Here is a 22,835-nt window from a genome sequence, read left to right as displayed (position 1 = left end):
GCTCTTTACCCTAATGCGTTCGTAAAAAAAAGATGTTCTTTGATTAATTTCAAAATTTCGAGATTTTCCCAGACAGGATGGGCATCTGGAATAGCATCTTCTGAAACGCCCAAATATTATAACAGATACATGAAGACTCGTTCGTCACATGAAGGAGCGTTAGGTGAGACTATTAATTAGATGATACTAATGCAGTTCTACCATCATTGAAGAAACTCCAACCCCATTAACAACTATAAAACGGCTATCTGCCTCCAGATAGCCGTTCAACTTGAATTCAACAAAATGCCCTTTTCACCACACTGGTAGGCGAGGAATACAATTAGTAAAGCTGTGTCGCACCAGGGTAAAATCGATTATTTATTTCGTTTTAAGCAATAATTTAACCATTGCTTTCAACTCGTCAATCTCTTGGTGATGCTGCTTCTCTAGTTTCTCAATCTGTTTTTGTTGTTGAATACTGTAAATCGTCAGCTCTTCAATCTTTTCCAGTAACCGAGCGTTCAACCCCTCTAAGCTGATCCCTTCGTTGACCATCTCCTGGGCAGAAGGAATGCCGGGCAAGTGCTTGTTTATACTTACATACTGGGCTACCTCGGACAATGGTCGTAGCAGGTACCCCTGCTCAAACACCTTGTCCGCCCATTGATTGGGGCTGCTTAGCTTCACCTGGTAGCGGGCTAAGACGGTTTCGCCCCCTTCGTTGACGGTGAGAAACTGATCGGTAGCCCCATTACGCAGGTTGGGGTTGGCCAGATGACTAAACTTAAGCGTGCCCTTGCTGCGCAGGTTGATGGTGCCCCGCACATCCAGAGGGTACTCAGGCGAGTCAGTGCCGATGCCCACGGCGATACTGGTGTTATCTGGATTACCCAGCACAATGCCGCTACTTACGGCAACTCGAGAATTGTAGCCAATGGCTACTGCCTGAAATAGATTGGGGCGAGTCAGGTAAGCCGTATGCCCGATCACGACATTGTAGCTACCGGTCTCACTATCATGACCCGCAAAGGAGCCAATAAACACATTATTATTTCCGGTGGTATTGTGACTTCCGGCGAATGTTCCGGCAAACATATTATTATAGCCTGTGGTGTTGACTTGCCCGGCTCCTGTGCCCGTAAAGACATTATAGTAGCCAGTCGTATTATCGCGACCCGCACTCGCCCCCAAAAAGGTATTCCGCTCCCCAGTAGTAGTATATAGCCCGGACTCAAAGCCCATAAACGTATTATACCATCCCGATGTATTCGCTTTTCCGGCACTCCCACCATAGAAGGAGTTGTATCGGCCAGAGGTATTGTAATACCCAGCATCTTTACCCGTAACGACGTTGTCTGATCCGGTCGTGTTGTTTATTCCAGCAGCAGCTCCTGTAAAGACGTTATTGCTGCCGGTGGTATTCTTTTGCCCGGCAATGTGACCCGTGAAGACATTATTAAATCCAGTGGTGGTGTTTTGCCCCGCATCTCTACCGGTAAAGATGTTATTGTATCCGCTCGTGTTGAATTGACCAGCCGATACGCCCGCAAAGACATTATTGGTGCCAGTAGTGTTGCTTTGCCCAGTAAACTGCCCGGTAAAGACATTGTTTGATCCGGTGGTGTTGTTTTGCCCGGCCCCTCTTCCTAAAAATGTATTTCCTGAACCTGCGGTGTTTTCGAGCCCGGCCTCATAGCCCATGAAGGTGTTGGCGCTTCCATTGGTATTTGTCTGCCCCGCATCCACCCCATAGAAGGCGTTGTGCACCCCCGTGGTCATGGATTTACCGGCGGCAAAGCCCGTCAGCGTGTTGCGATCGCCGGTCATTTGGGCATTACCGGCTGTAACGCCAATTAATGTGTTAAAGGCACCGGGCGTGTTAGAAGCGGGTGAGTTGGCGACATAGTTGGTTTGAGCCAGCACGGGGCTAACAGTGCCTAGTAGCAGTAGGATAGGTAACGATTTAGTCATTTGATCGAAAAGTAGACAGTTTGATAAGTGGTGGTCCATTACCCTATATGCGACTTGCGCTTCCTAAAAGGGCTTGGGTGAATTGATTCGATAAAGCTAGCGGGCAGGCAACTAAAGAGGAGGGTGAATCAAGCTCAATTGAAGATAGAGCGTGCTGTATTGAGCAATCGTATGGATGAGATGTAACAGGGCCTGGTGACGCTTGGCCATCCTCAAGGTGCTAGATCATTTGTTGCTGCTCCTTGTCGATATGGCCATCGCCGATGTCTATACTCTGTACGCTAGTAAGCTATATGGCTATAGAACCTCATTTAATCGCTACCGTATAGTAAGGATAGTAGTTGATAGTTGTTAATAATAAGGCAGACACATGAACGCTTCGTCGTCTCACGTGGGAGCGTTTTTAAGTGGCATTACTCCGACCCATTAGCATCAGGTTCATCAGAAGTAAGAAAAGCGGGAACACTATTTTTTCATAACGCTCTACTTCTGTTGAACCTCTCGTCTTTGAGCAAACAACCACTCCAATAGGCCAGGCGTAGCGTCTAAGCTTGGGTTTAGATAGTGCCCCACTCCCGCAAACTTGGTGTAACGTGGATGTCCACCCGCTTGTTGAATGGCCTTGATGACAGTTCGGCATCCCTCAACCGGCACATTCCGATCTGTTTCGCCGTGAAAGGCCCAGATGGCTATATCTACCATGTTTTTGGCCAAGCTAGGGTCACCGGCTCCACTTAAGGGCAGGGCAGCAGCAAACACCCCCAGACGATTCCCGATGAAAGACCAGGTGCCATAGCCTCCTAGCGAATGCCCTGCCACGTAAAGCCGATTGGGGTCAATGCTAAATTCCCTTTCCAAGGCGTTCAGTAAGTCAAAAACGATCGTATCCCGTGGCACTAGGTTAGCTAATCCACCCCAACTGGTGCCATGGGGACACTGAGGAGCCAAAATAAAGGCAGGGTATTTTTTGCGATTTCCCGGCTCGGTCAGTCGCTGAATTTCCCAACTGGCTAATTGGCGGATATTGTCGGTTCCATAACCCGCTCCGCCGTGCAGGCTAACCAACAGCGGGTAGCGCTGGGTAGAATCATATCCTTCTGGCCTGAGCAGGCGATACGTGAGCGTGTCACCACGCCGATTGGTAAAGGCGCGCGCTTCGAAAATCCGGGCCTGTTTGATGGCTTCCGGCTGTGGATAGCTGGCCCTGATTCCTTCACCCAACAGGCTTACGCCCAGAAACAGGAAAGCGGCTATACCGACGAGTCGAGCCGCGTCTATCAGGATTGTTTGCCAGGAAGACAGGTTCGAATCCGAGGGTTGTGACCGGGCAGGCGGATGTTGCCATAAATAGCCGACGAAAAATATAGGCTGTAAACTGGCCATAAACGAAAGCCCCAACTGCCACTTCTCCAGCGTTGGTGTAGGGCGACCGCTGTAGACCTGCATCGAGACGACTAGTAGGATCAGGGCACTACTTGCCACCAGGAAGCTGGACACCCCAGCCGCTTTTAGCCAGCCGTTTTTTCCAGCAGGAGAAAGCACCAAGCTGCTCGCGGCAACGAGGCTGGCTCCCAGATCTAGTACTAAAACAAAGGGATAATAGCCTTGAAAGGCCCTGGTTATCGGTAGCAGAATGCAATAGAGCAGCACCACCCGAAACAAGGAGGTAAAAAAAGCGAATAAACCTGTAACAAAAGCTACCCGGAATTGCTGGATATAGTACAATCGAAGTAGCAATGCTGAACCTAAGAAAGAGGTCAGATTAGCCGCCAAAAAATAATTGGCGAATGAGGGTTGAGTCACCAGGTCCGCGCCCACGATCAAATAGAGCAAGCTTTGGCAGAGCCCCATGGCTAGGGCAAGACCCAGAAAGAAAAGGGCATTCTGGCCGGGAGTTTTCGTCATTATAAGCGTATGGCTATGTTTGCCAAAGTACAAACCTCAGACTAAATACCGTTTTACAAAACGCCCCAATAATGGAGCAGACACATGAACGCTGGTTCGTCTTATGTGGGAGCCATTTCTGAGAATTGACTGATGGAGGCTAACTACCCTTCAGATAAACTTGAAATGCTAATTAGTTACCAACCAAATCTAAGTCATTGATTGTCTTTCTATCGTCCAAGCAATTCTCTGATTTTGCTATCTTGAAATGTTGTAATGCCATTTGCATTATTGCTGTCGAAATACTCGAAATAGCTTTTCTCTTTCATCTTATCCGCGATTTCTTTTGCATTCAACGGGTGCTCTATATTAGGAACGGCTGGGGTTGCAATTAAAAAATCGTAATCATTCATTTCCTCTGTCCAATCTATGGTTAGAAATCCATTGCCATCTATAACCGGCGGATCATTGTCTATGCAATAGCTGGCTGGTTCAAATGTGTCCGAGTACCCCGTATAAATTTCAGTCCACCTTTTTCTTATAATGTCTGCACCCAATTTGTCCTTACTATCAACCGTTGGATTAACGAGTAGCCCAACTGTCCCCCAATTCTTATTTAATGTAGGTTTGTCGCTCCATAGTCCCTCTGCACTTGCTAAAGCGAATGCCTGACTTTCCAGTATTCTAGCATTTTTAATTGGTTCTTTAAATCCTAAAATATAGGCTTGTCCGAATTTAGTTGTCGGGTGATTAGAAAATATCATTGAATAGGTATCCTTCCTTGACTGTGATTGCCTTCCATAGCGAATTTTTACTTTAACAGCCATCTTTGTTGAGATTTCTTTTAAGCGAAGTGTTCGCCACTTCTCTTTAATTGATGCCTTGTCCCAAAGTAAAGAGCCGATAAGTATTGCTCCACCCTTAAAATTCATTTCCTGTCAGATTATAGCTTATTGTGCTTTTACAAGGCTCGCGACTCGGCTTAATATACTTAATAAGCATTTCTTGACTATGGCAAGAAACTGTAGTATGAAGGCTCTTTCGTCTCACATGGGGGGCCTTTTAATAAGACTAGAGTAGTACACTTTTCCGGTCAACGACTCTACTTTTAGGGAAGTGGTGATGACCGATGATTGGGCCTGTCTACAGACGTTGAGCTTGGCAGAAACGGCTGGGGTATACTCCTTATATGAGTTAGCGAACTGTAACAAATTATGGCAAAACTCAATGCAATCATGGCCATGTCGCTCGACAGCTCTGTCGCCGACCTTCAAGATGGCGTAGTCGAAGTGTTTGCTGGGTACTTCTCGGGTGAGGTGGAAATCCCAGATGCGATCTAACAATGCTTAAACGCGGGTTTACTCGATGAGCTCCAGATTGACATTTTCAGCGTTCTGCTAGGGTCAGCCATTCGGCTCTTCGAGCAGCTGCTCCCCCCCAATACGCTCGGCTCCCCAAGAGTCATCTCAGGGATTGGCGTCACTCACCTGCGTTACGTAATTGAGCGAGCTAATTACCTAGTTGTTGACATAAATAAATGAACCTTCCCGCGTCTCACGCAGGAAGGTTTTGTGAGAATATTCTCAGTGTTTTAACTAGAATCAATCCACCGTTGTGCTGGCACAACTACTTGGCTTCAGTATAAGGCACTTAGAAGGCCGGGACGAATAAAACGGCATCGGCTACAACGGGGCCATCGGGTTGTTTAGCAACGATTTCAACCGACGACGTTTTGCCTTTAGGCAAGTCATACTCGCCCAATGATACCCATTCGCCAGATGTTTGGCCTACGACTACAATATCGGCTGGTTTAATAGGGATGGTTTTGTTCGTTTTGCCATTCGAAACGGTGATGCCTAATTCGGTTGCCGTCTTGGCCAGACGAGGAAAATAGGTGTAAATGTGGTATTTGCCCGCCCTGACAACATCAGGCGTAAACTTAACCGCACCTCCGGGCGATTCTTCGTTGACCAGATACGATGGGCCGTAACCACCTTTGCTCTTGGTTTCCAGCCGCCATGAACCTGTCGTTGCTACGGCCGCTTTGTCATCGTTATCGATCAGAATTTCGGCCGTACTACCATCCGACAATGGGTCGGATTTTAGTTTCAGCTGGAGTTTGGCAACGTCGATTTTCTGAACGCTGGTTTTCCCATCAATCGCCATCGCTGCGGCTAGTGCCGTCGATTGGCCCAGCACCATAAATACGGGTTCCATCCGAATAGAACCATACGCAATGTGCGTTGCCGACAAACAAACCGGCACCAACAGATTCTGGCATTCGCTCTCTTTCGGAATCAGTGCACGATACGAAATAGGGTAGGGCCCCAAACCGCCAACCTCTACGTTGCCTTCGTTTTTTGCTATTTTCTTACCATCTTTTTCGATGACAATACGCTGAATATTATGCGAATCCATCTGATATGCAGCCATACCAACGCCATCGGTTACTACTTCCTTTGCCTGGCAGTTCGCCTGCGTCATTACGTAAGCGCCCACCATCCGGCGTGCCTCACGAACGTAGAGCTGTGGCGACCAGTTGCCGTTGTCGGTGTATTCGTCTTTAGGATAACCCCATTTCAGCATGGATTGCCGAAGCTCTTCTGGAACCCGCGAATCATGACCGAAGAAATAGAGCAGACTTTTGGTATACAGCTCATGCTCGCGGATGATTTGTGCCCGTTTTTCGTAACTGCCGTCGGCGTATTCGTAATTCATCCCAATCATATCGGTCGAGAAACCGTTGCGGTTGTTGATGTCGGTTTTTTTGTTGGGCATGCCGCTCCAGATGAAATAATCGTTGAGCGTTTTGCGATTGGGCTGGGCCGCAATCAACCGAGCTAATAATTCGAATTTGGTTGAATCATAACCTGCTGGGCGCGTAATAGGTACCTGATTGGCCGGGTCCGACGACAGGCAGATGCGATAATTATAAGCCTGCACTTTTTTGTCGCCCGTACCGGTGGGTTCAAGCTTGGCCGGACTAACGCCCCAAACCAGCCCTGATTCAGGATTTCCGGGTGTTTTATATGGGTCGATACCGTCGGGAAGCTGGTGTCCGTGCATGAGCTGAACGCCACTGAGCGTTTCGTTGTAGGTCGAATTGTCTTCGCGGCCAACCGTATAGGACACGCCCGCTTTCGCCATCAAATCGCCCTCGTACGTAGCATCGATAAACATCTTCGCCCGAACGCTACGTTTGGCGGATGGATTATCGGAATTTTCGAGAACGATTTCCTGAATTTGACCACCGTTTTTCTTTACACTCGCCAGTCGATGCGAATACACTACGTTCACCTGACCGCGTTTGACGTATTCACCGAATAAATCTTCTGCTACGTGGGGTTCAAAAATCCATTGTTCAAACTTGCCGTAGTGCTTGCCGATACGTCGGTAATAATCGCGGGCAATGCCGGTGATGGCATATTTGTTACCAATATCGGTCAGCCCGAGGCCGCCGGAGGTCATGCCGCCGAGGTGTTTACCGGGTTCAATCAGCAGCACGGTTTTTCCAGCTTTTCTGGCGGTGTAGGCGGCTATAACGCCACCAGACGTACCGCCGTAAACACAGATATCGACCTGCTGCTGAGCAACGGCTGAAAACGTTAAAAGAAAACAAAGGCAAAAAAGTGTTGCGTATCGCATGAGTTACAATTAATAATGATCGCCTTATTTCGTTTGGAGAGCGGCTAACTGATTCGCTTCAAAATTAGCGTCAGCCGTGTTGATGCCTTTACTGTAAATGAGAATTGCTTTTTGCTGAAGCAGCGATTTCTGCAATTCCGGAACCGATAAATCATGTACGGATTGCTTTTGCTGAACACAGAGAGCCGCAGCCGTTCCGGCGGCCTGTCCGAGTGCCATCCAGCAGGGTTCCATACGTAGCGTTGAGAATCCGATGTGCGTAGCTGATGCCGGAACAGGTGCCAGCAAATTCTTAAGTGGCGAATCCGGGACAATAACCCGAAACGGCACAGTGTAAACAGCCGACGGATAGCTGATAAAGCCATCTAAATGAATACGTCCCGGCTCCCGTTTCCGAACGGCGTGCGAATCAAGCGCGTAGTGGCTAGCTGTGATGCTATCGGTATGCAAAGGTGGGCGACCGCCGGGTTTCTCGGGCTGTGCATCCTGCGCTTTAAATATGTATTTCCCCTTCATCCGACGACCTTCGCGCACGTAGAGCTGCCGGGGAAAATGGCCGTTGTCGGTGTATTCGTCTTTGGCCCAGCCCCATTCCGAACACTCTTTGCGAAACCAGTCGGGCAATTCGGAGTCGTTTTGTGCGAAGTAAAAAAGCCCTTCGGTGTATTCACGCAATCGTTGGGCAAAGCGGTCGCGCCAGTCCCAGCCAGAGGTTGGATAGGGCCAGTTTTCTTCGGGCAGATCAGTCGAGATGAAAGCGTGGTGCTGGTTATTGCCGTCGTTTTTGCCGTTAGGCAGCTTCACCATGTTCGTTAACCACGCAATACCTTTTGGCATACCAGCTACATCCGGTCGAACACCGGATTTGGCGTTACGTTCATTTTCGGCCTTCTGCGCATCGGTGAGTTTCGACATCGCTACGCCCGTATAATGACCGGTTTTTACGTCGTTAATCATCGATTCGTATTCAGCCCGATTGTAATTAGCTGGCTTCGGAATCTTAACCCGAATTTTCGGATCGTTGGTCACGCAAAGGCGGTAGTTGTATGATTGAACGGCATTGTCGCCCGCGAACGTCGAACCCGGACCTTCTGGCCCTGCCCAATATTTGTAAACCCGCCCCGCGCCCACTTCGCCATATTCCGATTTGCCTTCCCGACCCAGAAAAAACGGTACGCCCGCAGCGGCTATCAAGTCGCCCTCATACGTAGCGTCGATGAAAAAACGGCCCTGATACGTTTCTGGCTTCTTTGTCGTTCGATTCAGCACGCGAATCCCCTGAATCCGATTGTTCTGAATGGTCAGATTTTCGGCCTCGAAATCGAACTGCCGCATCGTCATGACGGTAACGTTGGGACTTTCTTTCAGGAAATCATTGAAAATTTTTGCTGCTACCGAAGGTTCAAAATGATACCCATCAGCGCAATCTTTCGCCTGCTGCGAATCGGCGCCGTATTTTGCTACGTAGTGCGCTTTGATCCGGTTTACAAATTCGAGAAACAGGCCGCCAGTAGCGCCCCGCGTAGCAATGTCGGTAGCCCCGAGGCCATTGGCAGGCAGACCGCCGATATGGGCACTACGTTCCAGAAGTAGTGATTTTTTGCCCATGCGTGAAGCCGCTACAGCCGCCATGATACCGCCGGGCGTACCACCAACAATGATTAAATCATACTCGCTGTCAGCTAAGAGCGCATTTGTGTTTGCGTACAATTCGGGAAGACCAGCGGAAAAAGCCAGACCGCTCAGGCCAGAGACTTTTAAAAAATGACGTCGGGTTGAGGGCATAAGGGAGAGGGATGAAGAACACAGTTTATTTTTTGTCATCCTGATGCAGCCGGGCCGCCGGAGCAGAAGAATGACAAAAAATAACCGATAATCAGTTAAATCAGTAACCAGGGTTTTGCGTGAGCGCTTTGTTTGTTACAGTTTCAATGTACGGAATTGGCCACAGGTAATCCCGGTCGGCTTTGAAAATCCGAACTTCCACCACGCGCATGTCGGCTCTGTTGGGTACTGTACTATAGTTGGGTGTACCGTTGTCGTCGATGACGGGAGCCGTGGCCAGCAAGCCTTTGGGAATACGGCCCAGGAAGTTGCCTGCCATCAGTTTATCGGCCAGTTTCCAGCGACGAATATCCATTAACCGAAAGCCCTCATTTGTTAACTCATACTTACGCTCTTTCCGAATAATCGAGCGAAGTTCGGCCTGCGTTTTGCCGGTTTTGATAGCGGGCATATTTACCGAAGGCCGCTGACGTACCAAATTGATAGCATCGTATACCGACTGATCGATCTGGTTGGCTTCGATTTTGGCTTCGGCGTAAATGAGCAATACTTCGGCGTAGCGAATCAAGCTTATGTTCAGTTCCGAATTGCTACGATCGTTCGCATCGGTCAGGTCGGTGTATTTCCGCCAACAATAGCCTGTATACGTAGCAAACGCGTGAATGGCATCCTGATTATCAATGCGGGCACCGGTGGCGTAGTTGATCGTTTTAACGCTGTCCTTGTGAGTCTCGAACTTGAAATTGAAGTAGTTGGAACCCGGAACGGCTACCGTAAAATCGAGCCGGGGATCGCGGTTTTTGAACGGATCTTTCGGATTGTAGAGGGGCGATTTATCAATCGTTAACCCATCCGTGCACTCATAGGCATCGATAAGTGCCTGACCAGGCACCTTGTTGGACGCGCCCTGCGCATTCCGCGATAGAAAATTCTGCGGAGTGCTGTGTACAACTGTGCTGGTTTTCAAGTACTGAAGCGCGAAAATAATTTCGGTCGATGTCTGCCCAGCATACGAGAATAATTGACCGTAATTCGTGTGTAGTTTATGGTAATTCAGGTCCATAACTGCTTTGGCAGCGGTGGCTGCATCGGCCCATTTTTCGTTGTAAAGGGCAGTACGTGCTTTGGTGGCTAAAGCGGCCCCTCTCGTAGCCCGGCCTACATTTATACCCGAATAACTAATCGGCAAATCCTTGGCGGCTGCGTCCAACTCGCTCATAATGAACGTAACGCATTCGGCTTTTGTACTTTGCGGAACCTGTGATTCTTCCAGCCCTATCGTTTTGGTAATCAGCGGAACGCCACCGAACAGTTCGATCAGGTAGTGATACATATACGCTCGAACGAAGCGGGTTTCGGCCCGGTAACGAGCCTGCAACGTAGCATCCATCTTGCCATCGAGTTTGCCCATGTTGTCGAGAATGAAGTTGCAACGACCGATAATTCTATACGAGTTATCCCATACCGATTTCGAAAATCCGTTGTTGCTGTCGTGGCTGCCTTTCCCAATCTGTTGCAGTGTACTGTTGTTGCGATCCCAACCAAGGTCAGTACCGTCATCGAGCAATAGCTGCGTTGGCATACCGTCGAGCGGGTGGAAATTCATGCCTTTGTACGTACCATTTACGGCCAGTTCCAGCTCGCTGGCATTGGCAAAATAAGATTGGTCGGCGGGACCTTCCAGCGGGTAGCGTTCGAGGTAATCTTCGCAGGACGTAGTACTGAGCGTCAACGCAACGGCCAGAAACCAGTAGTGTATTTTTTTCATTTGTAAAGTCTTTAGGAATTGAATAATTGGCGCTGGTACTTAAAAGTTGACGTCGATACCGAAGCTGTACATTTTGACCTGCGGATAGCTACGTCCTGTACCCACGGGTGATTCTACGTCGTAACCATCCCAGAATTTATCGAAGGTGAGTATGTTCTGACCATTCGCAAACACGCGGATGTTGTTGATACCGATACGTTGCGTCAGTGACGTAGGGATTGAATAGCCGAACTGAATATTTTTCAGGCGCAGATAAGCTGCGTTACGTAGCCAGAAGCTGGAGATTTTTTCATTGTTTGACTCGCTGAATGCCAGCCGGGGGAACGTAGCGTTCGGCGTTTCGGGCGTCCAGTGATCTTTGTGCTGCTCCTGAACGGTACCACCCAGAAAGAACGGCATAATGCCCTGCTCATACAGCATACCATCGGCTTTGCCCACGCCCTGCAAAACGATGTTCAGGCTGAAACCTTTGTAGTAAGCATTCAACGTAGTGCCATACGTGAAGCGGGGAATGGTGTTGCCCAATACTACGTTGTCGTTGCCGTTGATAATACCATCGCCGTTCTGATCCTTGTACTTAATATCGCCAGGTTTGATAACGCCGAATTGCTGCGCGTGAGAGGCTACTTCGTCCACTGTCTGAAATAACCCTTCGGCTTGTAATCCATAGATAGACTGGATGGGATAGCCTTCGCGGTTTGCCAGCGTCCCTACCTGATTCACCCCCCGCAAATCGACTACTTTGTTTTTGACATCGGAAATGTTGAATCCAATATCGTAGCGGAAATCCCGGATAGCCCCTTTGTAATTCAGTCCAAGCTCCCAACCTTTATTTTCGACAACACCCGCATTCTGATAGGGTTTTCCCAGGCCAATGATAGCCGGTATGTCCAGATCGAGCAGAATATCCCGCGTTTGTTTGTAGTAATAATCGGCGGTAACCGACAGGTTCGAAAACACCGTAGCGTCGATACCAATATCAGTCATTTCGGTGGTTTCCCAGGAGATAGCCGAGTTGGCCAACGTATTCAACGCCACTACGTTAACAATCTGTTTGCCGAATGTATAAGGCCCAAATTGCAGCGCCGACATGAACGGGTAATTACCGCCCTGGATATTCTGATTGCCCAACTGCCCCCACGACGCTCTAAACTTTAACTCGTTGATCGTACCCAGCAGCGGTTGCATAAACGATTCCTGCGAAATACGCCAGCCAGCCGAAACCGATGGGAAAAATCCGTATTTGTGCCCTTTCGAAAACCGCGACGAACCATCGTACCGTGCGTTGGCTTCGAAGAGATATTTCTGTTTGAAATCGTAGTTGATACGTCCGAAAACGGATTGGAGCGCCCATTCAGAAGCCCCTCCCGAAGACCGCTGAAGGTCCGACGCGCCCGCGTTTAACACCTGATAATCGGGCAATAAAAAGCCTTCGCGGTAGCCCGTTACGTTATCGTTGCGAAAATCCTCGCGTGAGAAACCGCCTAGTATTTTAAATCCGTGATCGCCGTAAACCTTATCATAGGTCAGCGTAGCGCGTAGCGTGTTGTACATCGATCGGTTGGTGGTTTCGGTCAGACTGCTACGTGCTGGAGTCAGAAAACTCAACGTACCATCTGGCTTATACGTCTGTACCGATTTGTTGAAGTTTTTGTCGATAGAGAGCGCATATTTTGGCGAATAGACAAGCTCTGCCGTGATTCCGTCAACGGGTTTGTATACCAGAGCTGCGTTGAGCATAACGTACGGGCTGTCATTTTTCCGGGTGCCCCCATCGCGCGACATGGCAATTGGGTTGTCGCCGTTCCAGCCGTCGCCCCAAGTGCCGTTCGAGTTAATGCCAATCTGGTTGGCCGGAATCCGGTTCATCCAGTGAAACACTTCTTCCGAACCCCGTCCCGGCTCGAATGTGGTGGCGGCAACAACCTGTAAGTCAGCGCGGGCGCTGAATTTTTTGGAAATTTGGATGTCCATATTGTTCCGGAGTGTATACCGCCGGAAACTGGAATTTTCAATGACCCCTTTCTGATCGAGATAACCGGCAGAAGTCAGAAATCGGATTTTTTCGCTGCCGCCGTTGATGCTGAAAAAATGACTTTGCTGTAAGCCGGAACCGGTCAATACTTCGCGCTGCCAGTCGGTGTCTGGATACAAATCGCGGTTGGTAGCGCCCAGCGTACGGTATTTATTAATCAGATCGTCGGAATACAATGGCGCGCGGCCAACGTTTACATACGCTTCGTTGGTCAACAGCATATGGTCGATGGCATTGGCCATTTTAGGCAGATTCGTAGGTGTTTGCCAGCCGATGTAGTTGTTGTAACTCATCGAAATTCGGTTCGCTTTTGCCCGTTTGGTCGTCACCAGAATAACCCCGTTAGCCGCCCGCGATCCATAAATCGACGCAGAAGCCGCATCTTTCAGCACGGTAATGGATTCGATCAGGTTCGGGTCGATACTATTCATGGAACCCTCGATATTGTCGATCAACACCAGTGGATCGGAATTGCCCAGTGTACCGACGCCCCGAATCCGGATCGAACCCGCATCACCGCCAGGACGGCCCGATCGCTGCGTTACGGTAACGCCGGGCATCAGACCCTGCAGGGCCGACGATGTTTGTCCAACAGGGCGACGGGTGATTTCTTCACTGGAAACGCTGGAAACAGCGCCCGTTACGTTCACTTTTTTCTGCGTTCCATACCCCACAACGATGACTTCAGATAGGGATTTCGTATCATTTTCGAGCTTGATGCCAATGGTAGTACGACTGCCGACTGTCGTTTCCTGCGGCAGATAGCCTACAAAGCTGAAGACCAATACAGCCTGCTCGTTAGGTACGTTCAATTGATAAAACCCTTTGCTATCGGTCGTAGTGCCGCGCGTTGTGCCTTTTACCACCACACTCACACCCGGTAAGCCAGCTCCCGATTCGTCGATAACCGTACCGCTAACACTGATGTCTGCTACGTCGATCTGGCGGGTGGCGGTGGCTTCTACTACGTGTACAGCGGTTGCTTCGCCAGGCGAACCTGCTGTGGTAGTAGCTTCAGTAGCTTCTTCCTGTCGGCTCGATACGTTTGCTTTTCCGCGGACAACTTCAGTAATTACGTAGGTGTCTTTCCGAATTTTCTTTACACGCAATCCGGTATTTTTCAGTAGCTGATTTAAATTTTTCTCCACCGATACGTTCAGATTCAGTACGTCAGAGGAAACAGTTTTACCAGCCATAATCCGGTCTTCGAATACAATTTCGACCCGGTAATGGCGCTGTAAATCGAATAACACATTTTTGAGTTGGGTTTGTACGTTTCGATTCGCCTGGCGTTGTACAACCTGAGCCGAAGCGAATGTCTGACCTGAACTCACAAGCGGGAATCCTGTCAGTGAAGCCGTCACCAAACCTAAATGGAGTAGGGTTTTCTTCATGTTTAAGAAAGAGAAGGGAAATAATCAATTATCTTTTAAAATGGGTGTTGCACCGGTCGAATCGACGCGGAGCGTGAACGTAGCCGTCAGTAGATCAAGGAGCTCGTTGGCGGTGCGGGCGTGAAAATTGCCAGAAATAGTCCGTTGCGCGAGCGAATCGTCGGCTACTTCTACTTTCTGGCCGAAGTGTTCATCAATCAGGTAGCAGGCTTCCCATAACGACGTATTGCGAAACTGAAAAAGATGCCCTTTTTCAGCGTCGATGGCTTTTACGGGGGCCAATGGGCGCAGGTGAATGCTACCCTGTTTGGTCAGCATAACCATGTCGCCGGGCTTCATCACCAGTTGCTGTTTTTGCGTATCGGATTTGTAATCGACCCGAATCTTACCCCGATCCAGTACGACGTTGGTACCTTGATTGCGCGCATAAACCGTAAACTCCGTGCCCAGCACCTCAACCTGAAACTGATCGGACGTTTTCACGACAAACCGCTGATTATCCTGCTTGTGCGTTACAGAAAAACGGGCCTCGCCCGTGAGCGCTACCTGCCGGATATCGTCGGCAAATCCAAAGCGCGGCACCTGGATCGATGAGTTGGGTTTCAACGTAACGTTGGTACCGTCTTCGAGCCGGAGGTTTTGTGTATGGCCGGCTGCTGTCTGATACGTTTGATACAAGATTTTACTACGTAGTGGACTGATCGTTACGCCGAGGACGAGCAGAGCTGTGGCGGCTACCAGATACGTGCGCCAGCGCCATAGGCTGAAAGGCAATGTTGTTGCTGGTTCTTCCGGTGTATTCGAAATTTCTGTCTGGTCCAGACGTAGCGATAATTTGGCAAAAGCCGCTTCCTGGTCGGGCTGAAACTGGATAGCGCCCGATTCCCATTCCAGCAACCAGGCATGGAAGGTTTCGGTATTGGCTGGATTTTTCAGCCATTCTTCCACGGTCTGGCGTTCGAGGGGGTTAGCCTGTCCGGCCAGATAGGCAAACAGATTTTGTTTCGATAACGAATGAGTCATATTCGTAGCATTTGAACGGGAGACTTTATAAGCCGTTTTTCCCCTTAATCCATTAAGCAAAAAGATTGAAAAGCAGCAGCAGTAAGGTCCATTCCTCACGTAGCGTCTGGCGTAGGTGTTTTAGCGCTCTGGAAATGTGCACTTCCACCGTGCGGGGCGAAATCTGCAATTCGGTGGCTATCTCGTCGTATTTTTTATTCTCGAACCGACTCAGCAGAAAGACCCGTCGGCATTGCGCCGGAAGTTGGCCAATAGCCTCATTGACAGCCAGAAAGAGGTTGTTGAAGTGGACTTCCGCATCCGGTTGCGGTTGGCTGCCCGACAAGTGATTTTCGGTAGTTAATTCAATAGAATCCGTTTTTCCGAATTCTTTCCGAAGATGCGTGTAGGCTTCGTTCCGAACCGCCGTAAACAAATAGCTGACGTACGACGAATGAATTTTTTTGTAAGCCTCTGACCGATAAAACTGGTAAAATACTTCGCTCACCAAGTCTTCCGCCAGTTGCCGGGAGTACACAAACCGGACGGCATGGCTGCACAACGGCGTGTAATACTGCCGAAATAGCAATTCGAAGCCTTTGCGTGGGTCTTGCTCAAAGGTTTTCCGAAGAAAAAGTTCTGAATCGTATACCGTCGACATTGGCTTTGGCTCGTTTACGGATGGCGAGGGCCAGGGGTCGGGCGTGGCATTAGGGGACAATACTGTAAAGGTAGCCATTGACTCGATATTGCTTAAACAAATCGAAGACTTAATTGCACAATTTTACCCTTACTGATTTTTCAAAAAATTTTCGTAATCCTCATTATCTGTTCGTAAAGGGGTATTTTTTTAACTGCTAAGAGATGCGCCATGAAATGGACTTGTAGGGAAGGATGGGGTAAATTTTCAGAAAAAAAAGAGGGATTGTGAAGGCTTCCATATGAATAACCCCCAATTTCATAGAAGGACCGTGGCTATAAGAACCTGTTGAACCAGAGAGGATATTCTCCGCAGCTCCAAAGAGTTTTTCAATTCGCCAATGGTTATTTAAGTACAGATTTGACTGGCTATTTTCAATTAGTTCCTCTTTTGTGGGTCTTAATTGAAACACACCAAACAAGATTATACATGCGGCCTTTTAGCAAGGATTTCTTCTACCTTATTTTACTTTTTTCTGTTGTTCTTCATGCTCAAAAGATGATCAAGACTCTGGGTGTGAGAGTTCAATACATCGTATCCTGGAAAACGTACAAGCTAGATACGTGGGTGAAGGCGTGTTTATAATTGCGGATATAAATTCGGGATTCACCCAGATATACCCCTGTGAAATAGATACAACTTGGGAAATTAGTAAAGCTGAAAATACCTGGAACTACACTATTTCGGGCAATCTTAAAAAGCATTGTGCCGGCTCTAACCCAGAGCTTGAATTGCCATATTCAGGGGCGAAGAACCAGCTTACAAATATCAAAAAGATGTAATGCCCTCCTACAACAAGGTTGTGTTGGAAGGCTGCGTAAAGCAGCTTTCCATTGTCGCTAGGAACGCCCTATTACTGGCACATATTGATGCGGGTTAGCCGTTCGTCTATGGTGGGAGCGTTTTTGTAAGATAAAGGTGCTTCTCTTCCAATATAAACTTACTAGTCAATCAATAAGCCGTCCGGTTTGGTACTGTAAGTGCCCATTTTTGGACAACACAGGAAACACTGATGTGCTAAAAATGCCGTTGCGTTGCCATTAGGCCTAATTGTACAGAGTTGGTAAGGTATTTGTACGACAAAGACTATACTAACTTTCTTCGCTTAAATCGGCTAACTTTTGAAAAGTTCCATATTCGCTTAAAACAAGTTTTAAGGCACTTATTATAAGCGATGTTAGGCCTGCCGGGGAAAGGGGATGTTCGGGTTTTAGATGTTTAGACTCTTCTTGCGCTAATTCATTCATTAATGATCAACCAAATCTAAGAAACGCTTGACAGCAGAACGAGCCATAATACCAACTGTTTCTGTAGCTTATTTAATGTGTATCCGACTCATCAGGAACCGGATTCCCAGAGCTGTGTATAAGAGTATTACGCCCGTTTCACTGGCTGCTTCCATGTAATGAGTATCGTATATGCCCGACTTGTAGTCCCCAATCCAGTCGATTAAAGCCATGGTATAGCCCACGCAGCAACCAAATACGGCCAGAATGAACAGCAGAAAAATCAGGTAATGTCTCATAGCTGTGCATAGAAGAGCGTGAACAAGATGGCTGTAAATGAAGTACAGGGAAATTTAGACCTATAAGGTTAGTTAGGTGAGGCTGCATGCCGATCAATGCGGTCAAAGAGGACAGTATTCGCCAAGGTTACTTTGAGGAAGAATTGGCGGGTGATTTGCTGGCCTGCTTGTAGGTTGAAACGTCGGGCTACGGCGTGAAAACAGAAAACGGGAAATCTTCGGTAATAAACAACGATCAATGCTTTAGAGTAGCGAAAGTTCATGGGTAAGCTGGGTTAGGTTAACAGGCAAGCCAAAGAACAAGTTACTGACTACGATCAGAAAAGAAATGGGGTTGCCCAAGTTTGTAGACCGAGTTGAATCAACCCCAATCAACCCCGTTTTCAACAAGAATAAGTAGTGATCTGGGCAACGTATCAGCTAAGGTCGTGTTGATTACATTTCTCAGCGTACTGTTTAGCCAGTTTGTCCCTTGTTCGTTTCAAGCGCATTTTCATCGCCGTCTGCGTGACTCGGTAATAACTGCTCAACTCAGCAATGGACATGTCATGCTCGTATTTAAGTTTTAATAAAGTGGTTTCTTCAACTGGCAACTGAATGAGCACTTGATTAAAAAGAGCCAGCCGCTCTTGCGAACTAATACTTTCGTCGGTTGGCTCTGTTTCATTGATTAAATGATAGGTCAGCGATTCCGTTTGTAGTTTTTTATTGAGCTTGATCTGATCCAGACAATAATTATGGGTAATTGCAAATAACCAGGTTGACAGGGCTGACTTACTGGTAAACTGGTCGAGCTTAACAAACACTTTGAGGAATATGTCCTGGGTATAATCCTGAGCTTGCTCCGGATCCTGGGTCATGGTCAAGCATTTATGAAAGACCTTTTTGACGTACTGATTGTAAAGTGTCTCAAAAATTCCCGTGTTACTAAGATTGCCGGTCTGTAGGTTTGACGTAATGACTTGTTTCATAATGTCAGTTTGGAATAGTCGTTTAAGTTAAGGTAAGTTCAACGCGATACGGATTGAGGTGCTCCTAATCCGCTTGGGGAACATTCGACTAAGGCTTCTATTAAAACCTTGTTTATAGGTGCCTAAAAACACAAAACCCTTGTCCAGTAAAGTTGACTCTTTTTAAGGGGCCTGCTGTTTATCAAAATACGTTTGGGGTAAAGTAGCCGTCTCAAATTAGAACAACCGAAGTTCTGTCAAAAATCGTTGCCACTCCAGCAGCGAAAATGGCTTTAAACAATAACTAGCAGCACCTAATTGATAGGCTTCTTGGACTTGTTATGGCTAATCACTCTGGGACAGCACAATAGTTGGTACCAACTTGCCTATGGGATGGCCTTTAAGCAATTGTGAAAAATCCAGCCCGTTGCGACTACCTGCCAACGTGATATCTAAGAGAATAACTCTGGGACCCTTGCCTTCCAAATTATAGAAGTAGGAGGCTGCTTCGTCGAATGTTGTGATAGGTATAAACTCCGCTTCAGGAAAGCTCCTGCTGGCAGTACGTTGAAGGATGTCGATCATCGCTGCATCATCATCTACCAATAAGATTGGAAACGGATATCTACTTAGTTGATTCAGGAACCTCATCTTAATTGCAGTTCACTATTGGTCACTTGGTACATAGAAAATTTATCAATGAGTACAGCTAATCTCCACCTAATCGCTAGCTGATCTAACCTTGTACTATTCGTTTAATCGATATGCTTATACCGGTCACAAAGCAGTTGCCAGATGGAGTCTGAGATCAGACGGAGTTGTTTCTGATCCTGTTGGGCATAGTAAAACTCTGTTGCTGACATCTCTTTAGTAGATAATCCATCGAAATAATGCTTATAAACATACTCCAGTTTATTAGCTGCCCTTATCAGCGTCTTGTCGTCTAGTTCAGGGAGTTGATGGTTATTGTACCGCAAAATGATGTCCTTGACGTCATTTTGGTAAATTTTGTTCACCATGTTGAGGGAAATTTTTTGTTGGTGAAGTAGCACTAAAAACCCAGTTATGAATGAAAGCAAAATGAACTCTCCAAGAACCAGGGACAGGTTCGCCATGAAAATGTCGTCATTAGATCAAGTCGTTAAGGCAAGTGGAAAGTGATTTGGCATAACATGAAATGCAGTGCAGTCCCGCTCTTTCAGGATAGACAGATCAACCTTAAACCGAGATTCGTTTCACTGAATCTGTATTGCGTCGCTTTTGAAATAGTACGGCTAACCTCAGGGGCTAAAGACGTGATGATCTGAAAATCAGGCAGCAATAAGTTAACCGGTAAGATCGATTGCAGTATCAAACTCACTCTGGCAACAAGAAGACGGCGGTGGCAAACTATAGAGTCTTATACTGAGGATGCTCAGTTGACCCGTTTATACATTTACTTTTCAGGTACGACATCAACCTGAAAATTTGATCTGCCAAATAGCTATGTATTTAGTAGATGCCGCAAATCAAAGCCCGTTTTAAAGCAAATTTATGCTTCAATAATCATTTCGGGGCAGGTACATGATTATTGTGTCTGGTTGGCTGTTCATACTTATGGGATTAGGCTGGTTTTGCTGCTCTTGCTTTATCCGAAGATATAATTGTTGGAGCTGCTCATTAAACCCACGTTTACCCTAATACCGCTGTGCAACTCTTAGTTGCAAGACTAATTAGTTATTAGACAATATGTGATGCGTTAAATCACCCGCGCAGATGATTATTATCATGGCGGAACTGAGGAATATACTTAAGTATTTATACTAGTTATCTATGATGATATTTACCAGTAGGAAACCAATACAAATGGTATAATTGAAGCTTTTATTGTAAAAAAAGCCGATCAAGATTTTCATTAAATGTAAGCAAACAGAAGTTGCGCAAAACGCTCCCATATGAGACTCAGAAGTTTATCATTCCTTGATTGGGACGTATTTAGAGAGATGAAAATCGCCGGAAATTAGCGGTATTACTTACAAAGTTATATCTACCTCACACGGCTCACCAACGAAAACCCCTTTAGCCATAATTACGTAAGATTAAGCTCAAGGCGCTCTTATTTAAGTAAGCCCAAAAATCGCTCAATATCCCCTTTCCCTTTCTCCGTCGCGTAGGGTAGCAACACTTTAGCCAGTAGGGTGACATATTGCGTGATCTGTGCTGGCGGATCCAGATGGCGAAATGATACACTGGCTTCGGAAAGCCAGAAACGGGCCGTCAGGGTATAAACTGACACCAGAAAATCTATATCGGATTCCGGGGCCAGATACGCCGACGCCTGTAGACTGACCAGGTTAGCTATGATCGAGGAAGACCGCTTTTTTTCCGTTTCCTTATAGCGTTGCGACAGGACCTTGTTCTGTTCCATCAGGTGCACAATACTGAGCAGCAGGCAGCGGTAGTGAACATGATGCGTAAAAACAAGTCGAAACCGGTCCAAAAAGGAAAATAAACTAAGCGGCTCTTCGACGACAATGCCTTCGTTTAATGTGGATAAATCTTGGGCTAGCCGGTTCACTAAATCGTCTTTCGTGGGAAAGTAGTAGGTTAGATTGCCCACCCGGATGCCCAGTGCAGTGGCTATCTCACGCAGACCCACGTACTCAATTCCCCGTTCATTGAACATTTCTAACGCTTTATCCACAATTTTTGCTTCTCTGGTCATATTCTATTCTAGGGCATTGTCCTAAATTTATTACGTTTGTCAAAACAAACAAATAAAAAAGGAAATGACTATTTCATATCCTCACACGATTGAAAACTGCCTGGGAGAAACACTTACGTTTCTTTCAGTTGAGCCAAGCCTCGATGGCGATAAAGTGCTGGTTGAAAACCAAGTAGCTCCTCAATCAGGCCCTCCCATGCATACGCATTTTAAGCAGGACGAAGCGCTGACGGTCGTAGCGGGCAAACTGGCTTATCAGGTGCTGGGGCAGGAAGTGCATTATGCCCATGTGGGCGAGAGTGTCCTGTTTAAACGCGGCACTCCCCACCGATTCTGGAATGCCGGAGAAACTCCATTGCTCTGTAAAGGATGGATTCAACCTGCCAATAGCATTGTGTATTATTTATCGGCCATCTATGCGGCTCAAAACAAATCTGGCAAAGCGCAACCCGAAGCCTTCGATGCGGCATATCTGTTGACTCGGTATGCTTCTGAATACGATATGGTCGATATTCCAGTTTTTGTCAAAAAAGTGATTATTCCCCTCACGTATCTGACGGGTCGGCTTCTGGGGAAATACAAGCATTTTATGGATGCGCCTAATCCGTTGCCCTAATGTAGCCGTTGTCTTGATGCTAACCAGTCGATGCCCTTAGCCAGCATCAGGAAACCCTACTCGCCCAACTCGTTGGCAACTAATTAGTTGAGGGGACATTCAAGAAACTGTTGTTGACACTGCGACAGGATCAAGTAGTACCCATTCTCTGAACGGTAAGTTCTACTCAAGCGTTGCTGGTCAGAACTCATCATTACTTGAAGGAGGGCTCCGTAAAAGCTAAGTTGATTACTCACTATCAACAGATAACAGATCGGTGTAGTCACTTTATGGGTAAACTGGAAGCAGACAATTCATAGCTATTTCGGACTATGGGAAGTAAAGTATGAAAATACGTTTTCTGTTGACAGGCAAAGGGTCTTTATCTTAATCTCAGTAAACCCCCTTCGTGAGACAAAGAGAGATTTGAGTATCAATAATTCGGGCGTTTAAAGAAACGGTATTTTGCCTGAGGTTCGCACTTTGACTACCACATTGTTCACTTATACAATAAGGATGATAGATCGAGAAACTGGAAGTTTGAATATCTCTGAGACAGTCCAAATCAGACCCGATACCACACTAGAAAAGATTTAAAAAACTTGAATCTTGGCGAGGTGCAAGAGTCAAGAGATAGGCATAATAGCTGGCAGTGGTTAACGGCTAAAAATGTACAATCCGGCAAATACCACTCCATACTAAGCTTCGGTTTTTAAAATAACGTACTTAGACAGGTTGCTTTAATTGTATCAGATCATAAATACGATCAAACCGCTGATTGGGGCACTTGGTCAGAAGTAAGTGAAACTGAACAATTAGCCAATCTCCAAAAGTGGCTAGAGAAAGAGTTAAGTTCAAGGTGTGACTTTAAATGAGGTTCAGTAGAAGCCTATTA

At 47.1% G+C, this 22,835-nt stretch carries 15 protein-coding genes; 2 read left to right on the top strand and 13 right to left on the bottom strand.

Features of this window, described 5'->3' with window-relative positions:
• Window positions 1–360: 360 nt before the first annotated feature.
• The 3 genes from ACYVF1_RS13280 to ACYVF1_RS13270 all read right to left on the bottom strand — a co-directional run bounded on the left by ACYVF1_RS13280 (window position 361) and on the right by ACYVF1_RS13270 (window position 4,769).
• Window positions 361–1,953 (bottom strand): hypothetical protein, encoded by a 1,593-nt coding sequence (locus ACYVF1_RS13280; RefSeq protein ID WP_461079445.1) that lies wholly within the window; start codon window positions 1,951–1,953, stop codon window positions 361–363.
• A gap of 483 nt (window positions 1,954–2,436) precedes the next feature.
• Window positions 2,437–3,858: a carboxylesterase family protein gene (locus tag ACYVF1_RS13275; protein ID WP_461079443.1), complete on the bottom strand. Its 1,422-nt coding sequence runs from the start codon at window positions 3,856–3,858 to the stop codon at window positions 2,437–2,439.
• A gap of 209 nt (window positions 3,859–4,067) precedes the next feature.
• Complete coding sequence (locus ACYVF1_RS13270; protein ID WP_461079441.1) at window positions 4,068–4,769, bottom strand: hypothetical protein; 702 nt, start codon at window positions 4,767–4,769, stop codon at window positions 4,068–4,070.
• Between the two features lie 282 nt (window positions 4,770–5,051).
• On the opposite strand from ACYVF1_RS13270, the gene ACYVF1_RS13265 reads away from it, so the two are divergent.
• Window positions 5,052–5,177 (top strand): hypothetical protein, encoded by a 126-nt coding sequence (locus ACYVF1_RS13265; protein ID WP_461079439.1) that lies wholly within the window; start codon window positions 5,052–5,054, stop codon window positions 5,175–5,177.
• Window positions 5,178–5,487: 310 nt separating this feature from the next.
• Here the strand turns inward: ACYVF1_RS13265 and ACYVF1_RS13260 are convergent, their stop codons facing one another.
• From ACYVF1_RS13260 to ACYVF1_RS13215, 10 genes are all read right to left on the bottom strand, one after another.
• Window positions 5,488–7,482 carry an FAD-dependent oxidoreductase gene (locus tag ACYVF1_RS13260; protein ID WP_461079437.1) on the bottom strand — a complete coding sequence of 665 codons (1,995 nt, stop codon included), beginning with the start codon at window positions 7,480–7,482 and terminating at the stop codon, window positions 5,488–5,490.
• A gap of 24 nt (window positions 7,483–7,506) precedes the next feature.
• Window positions 7,507–9,267: an FAD-dependent oxidoreductase gene (locus ACYVF1_RS13255; protein ID WP_461079435.1), complete on the bottom strand. Its 1,761-nt coding sequence runs from the start codon at window positions 9,265–9,267 to the stop codon at window positions 7,507–7,509.
• A gap of 100 nt (window positions 9,268–9,367) precedes the next feature.
• The gene (locus tag ACYVF1_RS13250) at window positions 9,368–11,035 is read right to left on the bottom strand and encodes a RagB/SusD family nutrient uptake outer membrane protein (RefSeq protein WP_461079433.1); all 1,668 of its coding nucleotides are present in this window, start codon (window positions 11,033–11,035) and stop codon (window positions 9,368–9,370) included.
• A gap of 39 nt (window positions 11,036–11,074) precedes the next feature.
• On the bottom strand, window positions 11,075–14,464 hold the full coding sequence (locus ACYVF1_RS13245; protein ID WP_461079431.1) for a SusC/RagA family TonB-linked outer membrane protein: 3,390 nt from the start codon (window positions 14,462–14,464) through the stop codon (window positions 11,075–11,077).
• A 24-nt stretch (window positions 14,465–14,488) separates the two neighbouring features.
• Window positions 14,489–15,487, bottom strand: a complete 999-nt coding sequence (locus ACYVF1_RS13240) for a FecR family protein (protein ID WP_461079429.1) — start codon at window positions 15,485–15,487, stop codon at window positions 14,489–14,491.
• Between the two features lie 52 nt (window positions 15,488–15,539).
• On the bottom strand, window positions 15,540–16,205 hold the full coding sequence (locus ACYVF1_RS13235; RefSeq protein ID WP_461079427.1) for an RNA polymerase sigma-70 factor: 666 nt from the start codon (window positions 16,203–16,205) through the stop codon (window positions 15,540–15,542).
• A gap of 1,276 nt (window positions 16,206–17,481) precedes the next feature.
• A complete protein-coding gene (locus ACYVF1_RS13230; RefSeq protein WP_461079425.1) occupies window positions 17,482–17,691 on the bottom strand; it encodes a hypothetical protein in 210 nt (69 codons plus the stop codon).
• A 416-nt stretch (window positions 17,692–18,107) separates the two neighbouring features.
• Window positions 18,108–18,662, bottom strand: a complete 555-nt coding sequence (locus tag ACYVF1_RS13225) for an RNA polymerase sigma factor (protein ID WP_461079423.1) — start codon at window positions 18,660–18,662, stop codon at window positions 18,108–18,110.
• 324 nt (window positions 18,663–18,986) lie between these two features.
• Complete coding sequence (locus ACYVF1_RS13220) at window positions 18,987–19,292, bottom strand: response regulator (RefSeq protein ID WP_461079421.1); 306 nt, start codon at window positions 19,290–19,292, stop codon at window positions 18,987–18,989.
• A gap of 1,444 nt (window positions 19,293–20,736) precedes the next feature.
• Window positions 20,737–21,345 (bottom strand): TetR/AcrR family transcriptional regulator, encoded by a 609-nt coding sequence (locus ACYVF1_RS13215; RefSeq protein WP_461079419.1) that lies wholly within the window; start codon window positions 21,343–21,345, stop codon window positions 20,737–20,739.
• Window positions 21,346–21,409: 64 nt separating this feature from the next.
• On the opposite strand from ACYVF1_RS13215, the gene ACYVF1_RS13210 reads away from it, so the two are divergent.
• Entirely contained in the window at window positions 21,410–21,961 is a 552-nt protein-coding gene (locus ACYVF1_RS13210) for a cupin domain-containing protein (RefSeq protein ID WP_461079417.1), read from the top strand.
• Window positions 21,962–22,835: the final 874 nt, after the last annotated feature.

It is taken from the genome of Spirosoma flavus (assembly GCF_054778555.1).
This window is presented reverse-complemented; position numbering and strand designations above follow the sequence as displayed.

What these genes read in the sequence shown, in the direction of transcription:
- ACYVF1_RS13240 (WP_461079429.1), bottom strand. Translation starts at nt 15,487, where the DNA reads ATGACTCATTCGTTATCGAAACAAAATCTGTTTGCCTATCTGGCCGGA.
- ACYVF1_RS13280 (WP_461079445.1), bottom strand. Translation starts at nt 1,953, where the DNA reads ATGACTAAATCGTTACCTATCCTACTGCTACTAGGCACTGTTAGCCCC.
- ACYVF1_RS13270 (WP_461079441.1), bottom strand. Translation starts at nt 4,769, where the DNA reads ATGAATTTTAAGGGTGGAGCAATACTTATCGGCTCTTTACTTTGGGAC.
- ACYVF1_RS13260 (WP_461079437.1), bottom strand. Translation starts at nt 7,482, where the DNA reads ATGCGATACGCAACACTTTTTTGCCTTTGTTTTCTTTTAACGTTTTCA.
- ACYVF1_RS13235 (WP_461079427.1), bottom strand. Translation starts at nt 16,205, where the DNA reads ATGGCTACCTTTACAGTATTGTCCCCTAATGCCACGCCCGACCCCTGG.
- ACYVF1_RS13275 (WP_461079443.1), bottom strand. Translation starts at nt 3,858, where the DNA reads ATGACGAAAACTCCCGGCCAGAATGCCCTTTTCTTTCTGGGTCTTGCC.
- ACYVF1_RS13210 (WP_461079417.1), top strand. Translation starts at nt 21,410, where the DNA reads ATGACTATTTCATATCCTCACACGATTGAAAACTGCCTGGGAGAAACA.
- ACYVF1_RS13245 (WP_461079431.1), bottom strand. Translation starts at nt 14,464, where the DNA reads ATGAAGAAAACCCTACTCCATTTAGGTTTGGTGACGGCTTCACTGACA.
- ACYVF1_RS13265 (WP_461079439.1), top strand. Translation starts at nt 5,052, where the DNA reads ATGGCAAAACTCAATGCAATCATGGCCATGTCGCTCGACAGCTCTGTC.
- ACYVF1_RS13250 (WP_461079433.1), bottom strand. Translation starts at nt 11,035, where the DNA reads ATGAAAAAAATACACTACTGGTTTCTGGCCGTTGCGTTGACGCTCAGT.
- ACYVF1_RS13215 (WP_461079419.1), bottom strand. Translation starts at nt 21,345, where the DNA reads ATGACCAGAGAAGCAAAAATTGTGGATAAAGCGTTAGAAATGTTCAAT.
- ACYVF1_RS13220 (WP_461079421.1), bottom strand. Translation starts at nt 19,292, where the DNA reads ATGAGGTTCCTGAATCAACTAAGTAGATATCCGTTTCCAATCTTATTG.
- ACYVF1_RS13255 (WP_461079435.1), bottom strand. Translation starts at nt 9,267, where the DNA reads ATGCCCTCAACCCGACGTCATTTTTTAAAAGTCTCTGGCCTGAGCGGT.
- ACYVF1_RS13230 (WP_461079425.1), bottom strand. Translation starts at nt 17,691, where the DNA reads ATGAGACATTACCTGATTTTTCTGCTGTTCATTCTGGCCGTATTTGGT.
- ACYVF1_RS13225 (WP_461079423.1), bottom strand. Translation starts at nt 18,662, where the DNA reads ATGAAACAAGTCATTACGTCAAACCTACAGACCGGCAATCTTAGTAAC.